17 protein-coding genes are annotated in these 16,381 nt (G+C 39.6%); 10 read left to right on the forward strand and 7 right to left on the reverse strand.

The features are described from left to right. Window positions 1-33: 33 nt before the first annotated feature. The 3 genes from NITUZ_RS00530 to NITUZ_RS00540 are packed head-to-tail and all read left to right on the forward strand — an operon-like array spanning window position 34 to window position 1,522. Window positions 34-531, forward strand: a complete 498-nt coding sequence (locus NITUZ_RS00530; RefSeq protein ID WP_048194161.1) for a chemotaxis protein CheW — start codon at window positions 34-36, stop codon at window positions 529-531. Continuing rightward, a complete protein-coding gene (locus NITUZ_RS00535) occupies window positions 528-908 on the forward strand; it encodes a response regulator (protein WP_048194163.1) in 381 nt (126 codons plus the stop codon). The genes NITUZ_RS00530 and NITUZ_RS00535 overlap by 4 nt, the downstream gene beginning before the upstream one ends. Beyond that, the gene (locus tag NITUZ_RS00540; protein ID WP_048194165.1) at window positions 908-1,522 is read left to right on the forward strand and encodes a hypothetical protein; all 615 of its coding nucleotides are present in this window, start codon (window positions 908-910) and stop codon (window positions 1,520-1,522) included. The genes NITUZ_RS00535 and NITUZ_RS00540 overlap by 1 nt, the downstream gene beginning before the upstream one ends. Here NITUZ_RS00540 and NITUZ_RS00545 read toward each other — a convergent pair. Both NITUZ_RS00545 and NITUZ_RS10080 read right to left on the reverse strand, forming a co-directional pair. Continuing rightward, on the reverse strand, window positions 1,519-2,811 hold the full coding sequence (locus tag NITUZ_RS00545) for a PEFG-CTERM sorting domain-containing protein (RefSeq protein WP_048194171.1): 1,293 nt from the start codon (window positions 2,809-2,811) through the stop codon (window positions 1,519-1,521). The two genes, NITUZ_RS00540 and NITUZ_RS00545, sit on opposite strands and share 4 nt — an antisense overlap. Before the next feature lie 325 nt (window positions 2,812-3,136). Next, window positions 3,137-3,310: a hypothetical protein gene (locus NITUZ_RS10080; RefSeq protein ID WP_177309422.1), complete on the reverse strand. Its 174-nt coding sequence runs from the start codon at window positions 3,308-3,310 to the stop codon at window positions 3,137-3,139. Between the two features lie 112 nt (window positions 3,311-3,422). Between NITUZ_RS10080 and NITUZ_RS00550 the strand changes: the two genes are divergently transcribed. Beyond that, window positions 3,423-3,848, forward strand: coding sequence for a hypothetical protein (locus NITUZ_RS00550; RefSeq protein WP_048194173.1), 426 nt, complete (start codon window positions 3,423-3,425; stop codon window positions 3,846-3,848). Between the two features lie 20 nt (window positions 3,849-3,868). Here the strand turns inward: NITUZ_RS00550 and NITUZ_RS00555 are convergent, their stop codons facing one another. After that, window positions 3,869-4,252 (reverse strand): CopG family ribbon-helix-helix protein, encoded by a 384-nt coding sequence (locus NITUZ_RS00555; RefSeq protein ID WP_048194175.1) that lies wholly within the window; start codon window positions 4,250-4,252, stop codon window positions 3,869-3,871. A 143-nt stretch (window positions 4,253-4,395) separates the two neighbouring features. On the opposite strand from NITUZ_RS00555, the gene NITUZ_RS00560 reads away from it, so the two are divergent. From NITUZ_RS00560 to NITUZ_RS00570, 3 genes are read left to right on the forward strand one after another with little or no spacing between them, the layout of a single operon-like run. Continuing rightward, complete coding sequence (locus tag NITUZ_RS00560; protein ID WP_048194177.1) at window positions 4,396-5,610, forward strand: metal ABC transporter solute-binding protein, Zn/Mn family; 1,215 nt, start codon at window positions 4,396-4,398, stop codon at window positions 5,608-5,610. Further along, window positions 5,607-6,401: a metal ABC transporter ATP-binding protein gene (locus NITUZ_RS00565; protein ID WP_048194179.1), complete on the forward strand. Its 795-nt coding sequence runs from the start codon at window positions 5,607-5,609 to the stop codon at window positions 6,399-6,401. The genes NITUZ_RS00560 and NITUZ_RS00565 overlap by 4 nt, the downstream gene beginning before the upstream one ends. 31 nt (window positions 6,402-6,432) lie before the next feature. Further along, the gene (locus NITUZ_RS00570) at window positions 6,433-7,254 is read left to right on the forward strand and encodes a metal ABC transporter permease (RefSeq protein WP_048194197.1); all 822 of its coding nucleotides are present in this window, start codon (window positions 6,433-6,435) and stop codon (window positions 7,252-7,254) included. Here NITUZ_RS00570 and NITUZ_RS00575 read toward each other — a convergent pair. Continuing rightward, window positions 7,240-8,853 (reverse strand): coiled-coil domain-containing protein, encoded by a 1,614-nt coding sequence (locus NITUZ_RS00575; RefSeq protein ID WP_048194181.1) that lies wholly within the window; start codon window positions 8,851-8,853, stop codon window positions 7,240-7,242. The genes NITUZ_RS00570 and NITUZ_RS00575 overlap by 15 nt on opposite strands. Before the next feature lie 64 nt (window positions 8,854-8,917). Beyond that, the gene (locus NITUZ_RS00580; RefSeq protein WP_048194198.1) at window positions 8,918-11,650 is read right to left on the reverse strand and encodes a virginiamycin B lyase family protein; all 2,733 of its coding nucleotides are present in this window, start codon (window positions 11,648-11,650) and stop codon (window positions 8,918-8,920) included. Window positions 11,651-11,751: 101 nt separating this feature from the next. On the opposite strand from NITUZ_RS00580, the gene NITUZ_RS00585 reads away from it, so the two are divergent. Beyond that, a complete protein-coding gene (locus NITUZ_RS00585) occupies window positions 11,752-12,369 on the forward strand; it encodes a hypothetical protein (protein WP_052370018.1) in 618 nt (205 codons plus the stop codon). A gap of 7 nt (window positions 12,370-12,376) precedes the next feature. On the opposite strand, the gene NITUZ_RS00590 is transcribed toward NITUZ_RS00585, so the two are convergent. Beyond that, window positions 12,377-13,258, reverse strand: coding sequence for a PEFG-CTERM sorting domain-containing protein (locus NITUZ_RS00590; RefSeq protein ID WP_048194183.1), 882 nt, complete (start codon window positions 13,256-13,258; stop codon window positions 12,377-12,379). Between the two features lie 60 nt (window positions 13,259-13,318). Continuing rightward, entirely contained in the window at window positions 13,319-14,119 is an 801-nt protein-coding gene (locus NITUZ_RS00595; RefSeq protein ID WP_048194202.1) for a CFI-box-CTERM domain-containing protein, read from the reverse strand. Window positions 14,120-14,208: 89 nt separating this feature from the next. On the opposite strand from NITUZ_RS00595, the gene NITUZ_RS00600 reads away from it, so the two are divergent. After that, window positions 14,209-14,967 (forward strand): hypothetical protein, encoded by a 759-nt coding sequence (locus tag NITUZ_RS00600; RefSeq protein WP_052370019.1) that lies wholly within the window; start codon window positions 14,209-14,211, stop codon window positions 14,965-14,967. A 56-nt stretch (window positions 14,968-15,023) separates the two neighbouring features. Beyond that, window positions 15,024-16,381: hypothetical protein (locus tag NITUZ_RS00605; RefSeq protein ID WP_048194185.1), on the forward strand; the 1,358-nt coding region annotated here is incomplete at its 3' end.

A 16,381-nucleotide genomic window follows, 5' to 3' on the forward strand; every position in this document is an offset into this window, starting at 1 on the left:
CGTAGATTTATTTAAAAATGGGAGGGTATTTTGATGTCAGTCCAAGAAGCTGCATTGGATTCCTTTCAAGTAGTAACTTTCAGTCTAACAGATGGCCAAAAAAAAGAGGAATACGCCATACCAATAGAGCAGGTAAGAGAAATTCGTGCCGTAGAATCAATCACTCAGATTCCCAACTCCAAATCGTATGTTAAAGGAATAATGAACCTGCGAGGTTTGATAGTGCCTGTTATTGATGTAAAAGACAAATTAGGCATGAAATCCAACGCTGAATCTAACGCCAAGCAGAGAATCCTTGTAGCAGATTTGAGAAATTCACTTGCAGGACTTTTGGTGGACGAAGTGGATCACGTAATGCGCATTCAGACTGACAGCGTAGATGATCCGCCGCAAAACATTCTTGACTCAAACAATTACATCAAGGGAATCGTGAAGGTAAGCCAGAGACTTATCGTATTGCTTGATGTTACAAAATTGCTGGAGGATTCAACCTCCGATATAACGGAAGCGATGAAGGGTGCAAAACAATGAGCGTAGGACCTAAAAAAATACTAGTTGTTGACGATGCCTCGTTCATGAGAACGGTACTAAAAGACATCATAAAGTCAAACGGCCTTGCACATGAGGTAGTTGAAGCAGGTGATGGAGTGGAAGGAGTAAAAGCATATCAGGCACAAAAACCCGATCTTGTGACAATGGATGTTAACATGCCTAGAGCAGACGGAATACAGGCACTTCGAGCGATCATGAAAATTGATCCCGCCGCCAAGGTGGTAATGGTAACATCAGTAGAGCAAAAACAAATTGTTCAGGACGCAATGAAAATTGGAGCGAGAGACTACATAGTAAAGCCATTTGATAGGAACAACGTTGGGTTGGTTCTCAACAAAGTTCTAAGGCAACGATAGTGACTAAAGATATGCAGGTAATTGCGATAACGGAGAAGGAATTAGATCAACTAGCGATGATCTTTACTAAATGCATTTCTACAAAAACTGTGGAGTCCCTCTCTACCCTTTTGGGAGAGTCCATACAATGCAAGATTGGCAAAACACACCTTCTTGACATATCTGATCTTGATGAATTAACTCCTGCATTTTCAGATACAGTTAACATGTCTGCAGTATACCTGAAGCAGACAGGAGACATTAACGTGGGAGTATTGTATTATATGCCTGAAAGGGATGGTCGAAGATTTGCCGCAAAGCTTTTGGGCAAAAAAATACTCGGCTCGTTTACAAAGCTGAGCCGATCATCGCTTTCAGAGACAGGAAACATACTATCCGGGTCTTTCTTTAATGCCCTTGCAAATGAGCAGGATTGCAAAACATTCTCAGATGTACCAGGGTTTGCTGTGGACACATTCAGATCAGTGCTAGAATTTCCTGCAATGGAAATAGGAATAGAAAGCCAGTCTCTTATAGCAACTACTGCTGAATTTTATTCTACAAGCGGATTGAAGATGAGAATGCTCATAATACTGGATCCTGCTAACGCAAAGAAACTTCTTGAAAGGCACTAAGTAAACCGTTTACCAATTAGCAAGGCAGAAATCAGAGATAATGATAATACAATGAACGCCAATGAGCCAAACTCAGGCACCACCATGACACCAAACTCAGTACTCATATCGGTTCCGCCAATTCTCTCGAACCTTATTGAGGTTTGGCCTGTTTGTCCCTCTGAAAACGTATAGTCTACGAAACCTCCTCCAATTTGGGCGTTTCCTGACTTTCTGTAAATCTCGCTACCTCCTTGCATTAAAATAAAATCATACGATGTATTGCGTATTGGCTCACCAGTCATGGCATTGCGAAATGTAAAGATGAACTTGGTGTTTTTACCTGGTTCTATGGTTACAGGATCCCATGACAGATCTACCTGAACTTCCTCATTCTTAGTCATAGCTATCACTGGAAAAACAACCTTGTCACTCACCTCCAATGTGAATACCAAGTTTTCAGGACTTTCAATTCCTGCGGCTTTTTGTGCCTGCTTTAGATACCTTATGTTGTCCTGGGAGAGAACAAAGTGCACAATCCTCTCATGTTCAACAGAATAGTCATCAATGGTAACAGATGATTTGAATAAATCAATTCCGTTTGCTTTTCCCATGTAGCTTGGTACAAACAAATCAATGAATTCTTTTGGAAAGTGAACTTCCTCATGTACAACCAATGGATGTGATATGTTCTTCTCACTCCAGTCAAAGGGCATTTCAAATGTTATTGTATTTGTAATAGGATCATAGTTAAAATCCGTAATCTTATCATAGTATGACTTTATGCCAAACGGTACGTCATTTCCAACCTTGTCCTTCATAATATATGTATGATTTGTGGCTATTGTGACATCAGCAGTATATGTCATAGGACTTGACACGAGTTGTCCCTCAAATGTCTTAAAGGTGATCTCAAAGTGATACAGGCCTCCTGACTGGAATGACACACTTGGTATCCTGATGGGTGTTTCTGTATCCAGCCACGCATTGATCTGCTCATCAAAGTGTCCTGATATTTCACCTCGTTCGTTTTCTATTTCAATGGTCGCTGTTCCATCATCTAGAAAAAAATTCTCTCTGAAGATCAACCTCCCTTCGTGATAAAGGCCCAAATCTATTATTGAATTCATAACGTTCTGGCCTGAAGTGGCATCAGTCACGATTATGTTTATGATTTTTTTTGAATCGTCAGAAACATCACTGGGGCTAATCTGTGTTGTTAGGTCGATTTTTTTCCCATTAACATTTATGGATTTTATTGTGTCGATACCTAATCCATGACCATATGCTGATACAATTGGAATTGTCATAATGCATAAAATTATTATAAATTTTCGCAAAGTTCATCTGTTGAACTACTATGTTTTAATTAAATTTTGGTTTTAAAACTAATCTAAAATCTCAATGTTGACGATGTATTTCTAAGTCCAATCAGTTGAGAGCTTTTTATTTCACCGACGATCCATTTTTCTAAACAAATGTTACATATTGTCTTTAAAACAATGCCGCCTTTTACCCACGTCTTAATCTTATTGTAGCCCCCTTCATCTCTTTCTTGTACAAAACAACCACACATGCAACAGCTATGGTATACTGTATCTTTACCAAGCGTTTCTGTCATTGTGTCCTCTTGCCTTACTTTCTAAGCTGCTCCGCCTCTGCTTTACTCAATATTCTGAACACTGTTGAACCGGTAGCTGAACTTTTTCCCTTAATTGCCCATCGGTGATTTTTTAATTGAATAATTTTAGGCTCAATTATCTTTACTTTCTTTCTTGCTTTGACATCATATGCCTCATAATCTTTCATAACTTCGCTAGGTATGTTTTGTATATTAATTTATTGGGTAAATTTTATTAATAATTATTAATAAATTAGCTAAATTTAATAATAAATAGCACAAACTAAGATTATTCAAAACATGAGTGGAATGGGTATGGAATACAAAGTGAAGATAAACTATCACACACACAAATTCGCTGGGGAACAAGATCTGTTCTATAATGTTTTACATTTTTCAGGAAGTCATTCTGGCTCAATTTTTCAAATAGGTGATACTGATCTTTTTTATGCACCGTTTTATTTCTCAGATGGCACCTTAACTGACATTAACATCTATTATCTGAAAAGTGAAAAGTTAAGAAATGCATTGAAGGATACCAAAGTAATACGATTCAGTCCTGGTACTGGTGAATGGCTGCCTATGAAAGGTGATTTGAAAGATACATATGCATGGTTCTTTGTTTCAAAAATAATTTCCACGACATCAAAAGAAATACAAGAAATACTCAATATGGAAGAGAGTTTGCAAAATAATGTGACTGACGTATTAACTATAGAACATTAATATCTGATCGTGTGACCGCTTTAAATTGCAAATAGTTTAACAGTATCCATATTCTTGTTAGTCTGGAAGCCTTGCGTGATTCCACGAATTTGCTTTCCGTCGCCATCCAGTATAAATAATTCCATACATCTTTCCCCGTCAATCTTGCTATGAAGATGAGTAGTTATCAAATCCTCGTAATTGTGTTTTATTCCTGATACAATATCATCATATTCATCATCATGAATGACAAACAAAACAGCATGTTGTTTACCTGTCAATTCTGTTTTTTGTTTTTCTTCCGAGACAAAAGTTCTAATCCCTGCCCGAATCACCTCCGATCTACCTGAAAATCCTAGACCCTTTTGGAGCTTATCTATCTCTGCAAGAATTTCCTCATTCAATGAAATTGAGACAATTGCCATATTGAAAGTATTATTAATTACTATATAACCGTATTATCAATTGTTAATAATTTGACTCTAATCTTATTAAGTAATTTTCTTTTCTCATGGTAGGAATTATTAATATTAAATAGATTTATTAATAATCCTATGATACTGACAGTGTGAAAAAATTATTCGCCATTGCAACTGGGGTATCCATAGTAACAGTAGCCATTGCAATCTTAATTATCCAAACACAAACAATAGAGAATGTAGTACCGACTCTGCAAGAATCAAGTTCGACTAACTCTAAAATCAGGATTATAGCTTCATTCTATCCACTTTACGAGTTTTCAAGAAATATCGCCGGAGATAAAGCCGACGTTTCGAGTTTTATCCCATTAGGAATAGAACCTCATGACTGGGAACCTAATACTGGAGATATACTGAAACTCAAAGAAGCCAAAATCTTTGTGTACAATGGGGGTGGATTCGAACCGTATGTACAAAAACTGATTGACTCTGGAGAATACAACAATGTGATGTTTGTTGAAACCGTTCACGGAATCACTTTACTAAAAGCAGAAGAGCATGAAGAACATTTTCAAGAATTTCTTGAAGAAATTGAGCACATACTACATGAATTAGAAGAACAAAAAATGAATGAGAGTGATGCAATCATTGCAATACAAGAAATCATTCATACACATGAGCATGACGAACACGAACATGATGGGCTTATTGAAGAAATTGAGCACATACTACATGAATTAGAAGAGAAGAAATTGACTGAAGCTGAGGCAATCATGCAAATACATACTGTAATTGAGCATAATGAAGGCACTCATCAGGAACACTCACATGATCTTGAATACGATCCTCACATATGGCTTGATCCACTACTTGCAAAACAACAAGTATTGGTCATCAAAGAAGCTCTTATCAAGGCCGATCCATCAAATGCTGTACATTATGAGAATAATGCCATAGCGTATAACTCAAAACTTGATGCCCTTGATTTGAAAATAAAATCAGAGTTATCGGATTGTAAAAAAGACACAGTCGTTCCGTTCCATAACGCATTTAGCTACCTTGCTAAGCGATATGGCTTCAATGTATTCTCGCTTTCAGGAATTGCTCCTGAATCTGAAGCAAGTGCTGCAGAACTAAAAAGATTGGTGGATTTTGTAAAAGAAAATAATATCAAAGTTGTATTTGCAGAAGACTTGGTTGATCCGCGCTTAGCTGAAGTGTTGGCAAAAGAGGCTGGAGCACAAGTAATGATGCTCAGCCCTCTTGAAGGCCTCTCAAAAGAAGAGATTGTTACTGGAAAGACGTACCTTACCAAAATGGAGGAAAATATTTCTAATCTAAAGATAGCACTTGAGTGTCAATGAACGTTCTGGAAATAGACAACTTGTCTGTCAGATATGATGGACATAATGCAGTAGACGGAATCAACTTTTCAGTAAAAGAAGGCGATTTGCTTGGAATAGTAGGGCCAAACGGAGCAGGTAAAACGACTCTCTTCAGAGCCATACTCGGATTGCAAAATTATACTGGAGACATCAAACTATTTGGTTACTCTGGAAAGCACTACTATCCACTACTTCCTCTCATAGGATACGTATCTCAAAAAGTTAACTTTGAACAGAACTTTCCAGCTACAGTTAAAGAAGTAGTTTCAATGGGAATTATATCCGAAAAAAAACTACACAAAGGAGCAACTCTACTCCAGAACTGTGGGTGCTGTTGGAATAGGATATATAAAAAAATTGAAAAAAGTGATGAAAGAGCTATTGAAGCACTAAAAACTGTTGGGCTAGAATCATTAAGTGAAAGACGTATAGGTGAGCTGTCTGGAGGTGAATTACAACGAGTTTTCATTGCAAAAGCACTCGTGAAAGATCCAGTGCTTCTGATATTGGATGAACCTGTAACTGGTGTTGATGTTGAAACGCAAAACAAATTCTATAACATTCTGAAAAAAATAAACACAGAAAATAAAATCACTATAGTGTGGTCATCTCATGATCTAGAGGCAATTTCTAACCTTGCAAACCGTGTGGCATGCATGAACAGGAAACTATTCTTCCACGGGGAAAAAGAAGAATTCTTCTCGAACAAGGATTTGTTAAAAACATACACTGAATCTGCGATGCAAATGCATATGCACCATCACGATTAACATGACATTTGAGATCCTAAGCTATGGTTTTATGCAAAAAGGACTGATTGCAGGAATAGTCATCGCCGTAATCTGTTCCATGATGGGGCTGTTTCTTGTACTGAGAAGATTTTCGCTCTTTGGGGATGCATTATCGCACATGGCCTTTGGAGGGATTTCAATCGGCATGTTAGTTGGCGTGTATCCACTCTGGACCGCGTTTATTGTATCGATATTGGGTGCATTAGGAATAACAAAACTGAGGAAAAGTACAAAAATTTCAGGCGATGCTGCAACTGCAGTACTTTTGGTATCTGGACTAGGAATCGGAGTGCTATTAATCAGTATAACTGGAGGGTTCAAAGTAGATCTATTCAGCTTTCTTTTCGGAAATATTCTTCTGATAAGTTTAGAGGATACTGCACTCATAGTTGGAATAAGCATTGGAATTATTTCGATATTGGCAATATTGAGGCGATCATTTTTGCATTTGACTTTTGATGAGGAACAAGCGAAAATAAATGGTCTTGATGTAGACAAGCTCAATTATGTGTTTGTAGCATTAGCTAGCGTTACAGTTATCACATCAATGCGACTTGTGGGAATTCTACTAATTTCAGCTCTTCTAGTCTTACCAAACATAACTAGTATGATGTTTGGGAAAAGCTTCAAAACAACAATGCTATTATCCATATCAATCTCTGTTATTTCGGTAGTTTCAGGAATAATACTGTCATATTACTTTGATCTTGCACCGTCTGGAACCATAGTTATGATATCTGTGGCTATTCTAGTGGGCGTACTAGTTGCAAAGTATTTTGGAGTATTAAGAAATACCGTGCAAGTCAAAAATCAAAAACTAGCTGAAACGTGAGAATTTTCTTTCCTCATATTCTGATTCGAGTCTTTTTAATTTCATTCTGAGATCCTCAAATTCAAGCTGCATTTGATGTTTTTTCGAGTAAATCTCATCATAACTATGATTGAGCAATTCAATTTTAGAGCGCAGTCCTGATATCTCTGACCTGAGATACTCTCTTTCCGGTTTTAGATATGCAAGAACTTCACGGACTTCATGAAGCTCATCTGCAGCAGCTTTTTTCTGTCGATATTCTGCCTCTGCCTTGCTTACTTTGATTTTTAGCTCCTCTATCTCTGCATCAAGAGATTCTTTTTCTAATTTCATGTGAGCCAAAATTGTCTTTACTTCGCCTAGTCTCTCTTTTTCTAACCTCTTTTCTTCTAATTCTTGTTCTGTTTTTCTCAATTTGGCCCGAATCATTTCTATCTCTGCATCAAGAGTTTCTTTTTCAGCCCTTAAGGCAGATACTGTAAATCTGACATCTTCCAGTGCTTCGTTTGCGGCATTTTTTTCTCGAAGCTCTTTTTCACTTTCCTTTATTTTCGTACGGATCTGTTCTAGTTCTGATTTCAGTCCGTCTCTATCTAGTTTTAAATATTCTAGAACTGATCGTACATCTTCTATTTTTTGTACTGCAGCCTGTTTTTCAGAATACTCTCTTTCCGCAATTTCTATCTTTTTTTCCAATTCTCTTAGTATGAGCTTAGGCTCATTGTGCATTTCTTCCAGCTTTTTGATTTCATCACGCAGCGCATTACGTGTAGATTCCATCTTTTCCACCTGTGAGCTAACATCATCAAGCTCAGAAAGCAAAGCTTTTCGCTTCTCATACTCTGACTCGCTTTTCTTTATATTCCAACGTAACTCAAGAAGTTTCTTCTCGCTCTCTTTGATCTCTTCCTGTTTTGTGGCCAAATTGGTTGTATCTTGTATAGAATTAAAATCATCCATGTTTGATGTAAGTGCATCAAATTCTGATACTTTGTCTGTATTTTCTTGCAATTCTTGTACGGTATAATTTGCCAATTCATTTCTTGTAGACTCGTCAATTGAAAACCTATGTGCTTGGGATCTGGCCTGATTGAGCTTTTCCCTGAATTCTAAAAGCTCGGCCTCTTTTCTGTTAATGACATCTCTAAATTCTTGAAGCTCATCTCTTATGGTGTTTGCATCGGTTTTCAGATTTGCAATTTCTGCTGATTTTACAGTAGGAACACTTGAAAGAGCATCATCATAGTTGGATATTGCTTGTTGTGCTGAATCTTTTTCACTATCTGGTTTTGAAGAAAATCCGATTCCGTTGTAACTGCAAGTCCCGCTTGAATCACACAACGGGTTGTTTGTGAACAGATCGGCGATCTTGGTGACGCGTTCAAGCCCTTCTTTCATCGATGATACAAGTTTTGCAGTCTCACTTACGTCATCAGCCATTGTTGCAATGGATTTTGTACTTTCTTCAAATATTTGTCCAGCCTTTACCGTGCTCTGGACATCTGGTTCATCTGCTTTGTTTCCTGTTTTCGGAGCATCATCGGTTAAGCCCTTTTCTTTTAGTCTTTTGGCAAAATAACCAGAACCCTTCTTTGGCTCTGAAGGTCCAGTGGCATGCATGTATCAGAACTGTAAAACCTTGAATAATACTGCCTTGTCGTTCAAAAAGAACAAACTATTTTCATCATTTTATATCAGAGTCCAGCCTGCGCCGATCATGAATACTTTTTGCAAAGAATAACGATGACGCTACTATTCCAACCGAAACAAGCGGTGTTACAAGCTCAGAATATCGTATCTTGTATTCCTCCTGTGGTAATACAAACTGAGGCGTTTCGGAAATCTCTACTTTCCCGAGCTTATTTCCTCGTTGTTCTACAAACCAAACATTTCCATCTTTGTCACTTGTAACGAACTGTGTAAAACTCGATTTTGTCGGTATGTCAACCTCGATAAAATCATCATTGTGTGGATCGTAAATGCCTAGCTTGTCTACTGTGTGCTGAGCAATCCAGATGTTGCCATATTTATCTGCCGTAAGTCCAAAAGGCAGTGATTCAGGATCTGTCAGACGGAAGCTGTCAAATGTCTGAAGGTACGGATTGAATCTAACTACGCGCAAGCCTACATGTTCTGCTATTAACACGTTTTGCTCTTCATCGATAAACAACGCAAACGGTTCCTTCAATGGCTCATCAGGTACAAACTCTTCGATTTTACCTAATTTGGGATCTATTACAGCTATCTTTCCCCCCTGAGATTCTGCAAACCAAATATTTCCACTTTCATCCCTGAGTAGTGCTACTGGTCCTGACGGATTGGTTGGAGTGTTGTATTCTGCAAACTCGCCGCTATGTGGAGAGTACTTTAGTATACTATGTCTGTCTACAAGGGCAATCCAGATGTTCCCGTCAAGATCTGACTCTAATGAAATCGGGAGTGCTTTTACAGGCAAAGGAATTATCGTGAATGTTTCTGTCAAGGTATCAAAATACCCTATCTTTCCCTCAGGTGTGTCGGTAAACCAGATTTTAGATCCTTCTATTTTCAGAAATACTGTAGTCTTTCCATCAAACTCATACGAATTGAACTGCTCTTCCGGGATGGAAAACTTCCACAAACGTCCTTTAGATGAATCGCTTATCCAAATAGTGTTGTCTCCATCATATGCAGGATAAAGCGGAGCTGCACCCTCTGCAGGCATGCCATATTCAGTTACATCAGCTTTAATGTGTGCAAGACGCGGTTTAATGAGCAAACTTGCGCCTGTCACTTCGTTTGCATGCTGATTTCGCTGGGCCATTATCTCAAGGTTCCATGTGCCAGGAAAACCAAATGTAATCTCGCCCGTATAGATACCGGATTCTCCGCTGACTGGAATCTCAATTGGAGTGATATTTCTTTCCGGGTTGGCGATCTTTACTCTAATGGATTCTACATCATCTAAGACATTTCCATCAAGATCTAATGCAGAAATTGATATAGAGTTCTGGCCGTTGATAAAAGGATCTATACTTACATCAAATCTGGCATTCTCGGAAAACAAACTGGTTGCAAACCCGTCTGCAGCATTACTAGTCTCGACTTCCTGGGCCTGACCTGTCGGAAGAGATGTATTGGTTAGTAATGCTACGATGCCAAGTAAAACTATTCCAAGAGCGGCTTCTACCTTTAGCGATCTCTTGAGTTTTTTGTACACCTTGATGTTTCCAGTCTTGATGGTATTTTCAGCCGGCTTTTGAATTCTTACTTGGTTGTAGCCACCCAAAGCCACCATTGCAGAGCCGATCAAAATCTTTCCAATTATCAGGTATCCATAATATGACTTGCTCAAAAGAAGCACATCGTCTTCTAGTAGCCATAACAGCGTAGGGCCTGTCACAATCACTATTCCTAGGGCAATCAGAACAAGTGAGGAAAATCTGGGAATCGCAACTAGTGCTGCAAGCTCCTTTTTGGTTTCATCTAGTCTTGCAAAGGTGGGAAGCAGGACAAAGCCAAAAAAGATAACGCCACCAATCCATACTGCTGCAAGCAGATTGTGTATGTAATCGATAACAAGAGCGGAGATCTGCTGGCTTGCGGCTCCATGACCTATCACTGACGTGGTGCTTATCAGTGCCAAAGAAATCCCAACAATGAGCATCTGTTTTTTCGGGGAAATGCTAGACTTGTTCTCTACCAAAAACCATATCGCAAGAAGGATCACAGTTATTGCCATCCTCACTATCCATACTTCTCCAAATGCAGTACGTAACACATCTGCAGCTGAAGCCTGAAGACGTATTGTCTGCACTACCAGCATAAGAATATTTGATGCAAATACAAGAAACAGACCTATTCCAAACACTGCAAAAAACTTTGACTGGAAAGTTTTTTGCAGTTCTGGGAGATCTTCTCTTATCAGATCTTTCCTACTAAGTGAACCCCACATTGCAAGAGCGGCAATCGCACCGCCAAGAACTATTGTCTGGCCTACAAGACCTGGAAATCTCGCTCCTGCCTCTGGAAAGTAAACTACCTGTTCTGTCTTGTGTTCTGGTAAAGGTACGTCAACATTTCCTGCACCAAAAACGAATGCGTATGGGACTAGGTGACCGTCTACCTTGGATAAGACTTGGGTTGTAACAGTGTATATCCCATCACCAAGTGGCGGTGTTGTAACAACAAGAACTAACTCATCACCGTTCAGGTATCTTGTATCCTTATTGTCAATCTGATTCCCATCGCTGTCAAACACCCGAATGTAACTAAAATCGATCTCTACTGCTTCTGAAAAACGTATTATCACTCTATCAGTACCAGCGGCAACTACTGTAGATTGTGCCGGGTCGGAGCTTAGCAATAATGGATGAGCATAAACTAGCTGCACTGAAAATACAATAAATAGTGATAAAACTATTAGAATTTTTTTCAACGTTATCATTTGGTCATTTTGCTAATTTAAACAATCTATCTCTGTTTGATGATTCTACCACTTTCATAAAGTAAATAACTGCATGCGGACTACTGGTAATAGTGAACAAACTTTTCATTGCAATTATAGCTGTAATTGTTGTAACATCAGGTGTTTCTTCAGTGTATGCACACAAGACTGTCATTGTAGGGCCTTATGAGATTGAGGTTGGCTGGAGAGACGAACCTCCACTCGTAAGCCAGCAGAACGCAGTAGTGTTCAAGATAACACAGGATGGGAGCGGTGTGACAAACGCATTCAGGGATCTGACTGCTACCATAAAATCTGGCAGCGTATCAAAGCAGCTTGATATTCTGTCAGATGTGCGAGCTGGCCATTATTACTCAAAAATAATTCCTACCAAAGTAGGCACACTTGTTGTGGAACTAAAGGGCACAATTAACGGCGTGCAAGTAAATGAACAAGTAGCAATAGAGGATGTGGAAGATATCAACCTCCTTGCGTTTCCGCCTACCAGTGCTTCCGGACTGCCAGATTTAGCTCAGCTAAAGAACGCAATGAGTTCATTACAAAAAGATGTCGCACAACTCAAATCAGGCAGTATGGGACCTGCGCAAGATGCCGACCTTGGCAAGTCATACGACTATGCCGTGTTTGCCTTGGGAATAGGAGCAGCTGGAGTAATCCTTGCGGTAGTGGCATTAATAAAAAGAAAATGAGTTTGTTCTAAAGTCGTGGAATTACTTTAGATCTTGCAGTGACAGCAACAATGCTGATTATGGCTACTGCCAAAATCATCATGGCAATCTGACCAAATTCTGGTACAACACGTGCTGAGATGGTTTCACCTTTTGGACCTGTCCATGTTGCTGGATCAGCATCTGGTAACCCAAAACCTAGTATTGTTACTTGAACATCCACTGGGCTATCTGAGCTCAGAGCGTCAGTAATGTGCAAGCCTGTGTCTCCTGGATGTATGTGTCCTTCCTCAGTTAGAACTACTTGGCCGTCTTGCGTGGCAGTTATCTCATAGTTTGCGTGGTCTGATTTTCCATCAGCACTTTCAAATTCTACTTCGAGAACTAGTTCCTCACCAGCGGTCGGCTTGTCTGCGTGTATCTTGACCATCCATGATCCGTCTGCTGTCATTGCTATTGCAGGTTCATCATGGTCCATCATCTCTCCGTCCTTGTCTGTCATCTTGTCATGATGATCGTCATCATGCGCTGCCTGGACTATTACTACTCCCTGCATCCATGGGTGTACAAGACAGAAGTATGGGAATTCACCTTCTTCCTCAAATTTGTGAGAGAAGGTCTTTCCTGCCATGAATAAACCACTATCAAAGTTTCCATCTGGGCCGCCTGCCTTGATATCCCCGCTTGTCACGGTGTGTGCAGCTGTATCATCGTTTGTCCAAACCACTTCACTTCCAACATCGATTACTGCCTCGTGTGGGATAAAGCACTCGTTGGTTGTCTCGCATCCTGGTGATGATGAGCCTGCTGGAATACTTACTTCCACAGTCGCATGATCAGCAAATGCCGATGGAGCTACCATCATCAAAGCAAGAACTGCAAAGATGGAGCCTATGGCTATTGTCTTCATTGCGTTGGATGTAATCTGAGATCCATAAAAATCCTTATCAGGATTCCCGTTACTTTGGCTCTATTTCCTGCGTAGTTTGATTATGATCGCAGCAGGTATGGCAAAATATATTCCCAGATTTAGCAATATGATGCCTATGCCGTATCCCAACATCTGTTGTTCTGAATTTATGTCCACATAGCTGAGAATAGACATGGTTGAAAGCATCGGTGTGATTGCTAATTTTACGACCTCTTTAAAGGCCGGACTTTGCCTTTCCAAGTCGGCCACGGCCGGACTGAATGAATAATATGCAGAGTTGAACACTGCCATAAAGCTAGAGCCAGATTCGGTTCTAAGCAGTACGCTGTCTCGAACTTCTCTTAGTGTCTGTACCTGAGATGACATTTCTGTTCCATATGCTGCAGTTGCAATAAGACAGCCTCCATTGCCATTTCCATTATCCACAGGCTGTGCTGCTGCATCTCCTATTATTTTTGTAAATGTGACAGTTTCAGAAGGTATGGGCTGGAACAGAATTCCTTCAACCTCAATTTTGATCTTGTGCTCGCCGTTTTCCCTAAACTCGACAGGGATCGTCACAGTTCCAATTGAAGTGTGAGTGAGAGGAATCGGACCGAATACAGGCGAATCATCCTTTGTGACAGTAACCTTGTAGTCTATGTGTTCCTGTATTACATTTGTGTTAGGATTTATGAAATCGATCTTCATTTTCGTAAGATCGTTTATTTTTGGTTCTACTGGATCAGTTGAAATTTTGACAAGCAAAGTTCCTTTGTCAGTTGGCAGCTGTTGGAATTCCTGAGCGAGCACAGGAATAACAAATGCAGGTAACACTGCCAATAGCAACAAGATCTTCATGCTGTTCTCTGGCTGCAAAACATATTAAAAACTTGCCCAAATTCCCATCAAACCTAACATTCTAATGTTTGATTTTTAGTCAGATTGACGTGAAAAAGATTGCAGTTTTTGGTTTAGTTTGTTTTCTAGTGTTGCCTCTTTCCATACACGCTCAGACTCCACAAGATGTTGTATATGCAGCAAAATTCGTTTGTGGTGCAATTTCTGATAATAGTGGACCTCTAAGGCCAGGTTACTATGATACATCAATTAGCATACTCAACAAAAAAGGATACCCTGTTGAATTTTTATGGGTAGCAACAATCAATGATGGCCCAACATCTAACGCGATTTTAAGAACTCTTGAACCAGAAAAATCAACTGGAATGACATGCAAAGACATCAAGGACATATTCGCAATTGACACGAATGAGCTTGCAGAAGGGTTTGTAGTGATAAGAATACCTGTAGCGTCTTTAAAGGGACTTGGCAATGAGCAAATTCTGCCCGAGTCGCAAGAGGCAGCCAATGCGCTTGAAGTACAGGTCTTTTATACAGCTAACGCCCTTCCAACGCTTCCACACAAGGTAGCGGAAGAAAAGATCACATTCTACATAATACAGGATAGTTCTGGCAAGATTCCAAAAGAGATGCATCGCAAGGTTCTGGATGTTACCATTTCCTCAACATTCGGAGAAATCTCCAATACTGAAGACAAGATAAAATCACTTCTTGCACAAAAATACGATCTCGATCAGAGTGATCTTGGGAAGATTACCGTGAGAATAAAAGATGTCTCAATAGGGGTTGGCACATTACTGGATGACCACGCAATATCGCTTCACGTAGTGAAGCCCTTCTTGAGTTAACTTCGACTTGAAAAATCGTCATAATAGTTAAAATACATTACATCTGGCAAAAAAATGTGAGGTACAGAAAACTTGCTGCGATATTGTTCTCATTATTTCTCTTATTACAAACATTATCCCTAAGTAATAACGCATACGGTGATGGCCTCACAGAAGAAAGGCTTCCTCCTGCAAGCTTTGGAAACAGACAGGCTGCGCTTTACATTAAGATAAATCCGCCAATCCTTACACAAGACACAGTAGGAGATACCTATCTGCAGCTAAAGCTTTATGATGCAAACACTGGCCAGACTGTGCCCCATGTGTCTTATTTTATCTCCGCGTGGCATGATGGAGAACTCGTACTTAGGAACCTTTTCCACGCACATTCTGGAGACCTTATGTTAAAGATAGTCCCAAAGGACATACCTGTTAACAAAGTTGTAGTTTATGGAGATGAACTACCGCAGCTTCCAGGAGCTTGGACTGCCTTCAATGACAGAATAGACGTGCATGCACCAGTCCTGCTTGAATCTGGATTATATCATTTTGAAATCAAGATATTTGGAATAGACTATGACAAAAACATCTTTGCCGAATCCGACATAAAGACATTCAACTCCTGGCTTAGCGTAGGAGATATCTCTCACCAACAAATAACATATGGTGGAAAAACGTACGATACGTCTGTAGTCTCCTATTATGACAGAATTTCGGACTTTAAGTTTGATCAGGCAAAAAGATCGATCTCATTTTCCATGCCGTTTAACTGGGATGCAGAAAGAATTGAAGACCAGCAGATCTTTGTGCATCAGGAAGTAAGAGTTCCAAAAACATTCAAAGAATTCACCACTACTGCTTATGATGGCAAAGTTAACGGAATTCCGACAGTAGGAAGACAGCTCATACTCGACCCATATTCAGATGAGAACATGTCAATACTACACTTTCTGATAAACAAAGACGATATCCTCAACATGGCAAAAACAGTCAAACCTGGAATGACTACTATGAATTTTGAGGTTGCGCCAGCCTCTGCAGTATCAAAGAATTCATTTGAGATCAAGCTTGACTCAGGGGCAACAGCTAAAATCTCATACGACTCATATCTTGGTGCTGGCAACTCTATACCATTGCAGATAAGCTTCTTTGATCCTAGTGGTCAGCTGCTAAAGTTTGTCAGCTACGGATTTAGAATTGAAGATGGTACAGGCAAAGTATTGATAGAAAACGTAGGCGATAACCCACAGAGGCCAGGAATAATGTCCACTGAAGGAATAGACATTCAAGACTTTACATTTCCCACTGCAGGAAATTACAAAATTACACTTGTAATATATGAACACGGCCTAGATCAAAGCAGAAAGTACACTGGTATAGGCAATACATCATTTACCATAGGCAAGTCAGGCCAGGCAGCTACGGATTATCAAAT

Source organism: Candidatus Nitrosotenuis uzonensis (genome assembly GCF_000723185.1).
Classification (GTDB): Archaea; Thermoproteota; Nitrososphaeria; order Nitrososphaerales; family Nitrosopumilaceae; genus Nitrosotenuis; species Nitrosotenuis uzonensis.

Coding starts and splice junctions, on each gene's coding strand:
- NITUZ_RS00530 (WP_048194161.1), top strand. CDS start 34: ATGTCAGTCCAAGAAGCTGCATTGGATTCCTTTCAAGTAGTAACTTTC.
- NITUZ_RS00535 (WP_048194163.1), top strand. CDS start 528: ATGAGCGTAGGACCTAAAAAAATACTAGTTGTTGACGATGCCTCGTTC.
- NITUZ_RS00545 (WP_048194171.1), bottom strand. CDS start 2,811: ATGACAATTCCAATTGTATCAGCATATGGTCATGGATTAGGTATCGAC.
- NITUZ_RS10080 (WP_177309422.1), bottom strand. CDS start 3,310: ATGAAAGATTATGAGGCATATGATGTCAAAGCAAGAAAGAAAGTAAAG.
- NITUZ_RS00550 (WP_048194173.1), top strand. CDS start 3,423: ATGAGTGGAATGGGTATGGAATACAAAGTGAAGATAAACTATCACACA.
- NITUZ_RS00555 (WP_048194175.1), bottom strand. CDS start 4,252: ATGGCAATTGTCTCAATTTCATTGAATGAGGAAATTCTTGCAGAGATA.
- NITUZ_RS00565 (WP_048194179.1), top strand. CDS start 5,607: ATGAACGTTCTGGAAATAGACAACTTGTCTGTCAGATATGATGGACAT.
- NITUZ_RS00570 (WP_048194197.1), top strand. CDS start 6,433: ATGCAAAAAGGACTGATTGCAGGAATAGTCATCGCCGTAATCTGTTCC.
- NITUZ_RS00575 (WP_048194181.1), bottom strand. CDS start 8,853: ATGCATGCCACTGGACCTTCAGAGCCAAAGAAGGGTTCTGGTTATTTT.
- NITUZ_RS00590 (WP_048194183.1), bottom strand. CDS start 13,258: ATGAAGACAATAGCCATAGGCTCCATCTTTGCAGTTCTTGCTTTGATG.
- NITUZ_RS00595 (WP_048194202.1), bottom strand. CDS start 14,119: ATGAAGATCTTGTTGCTATTGGCAGTGTTACCTGCATTTGTTATTCCT.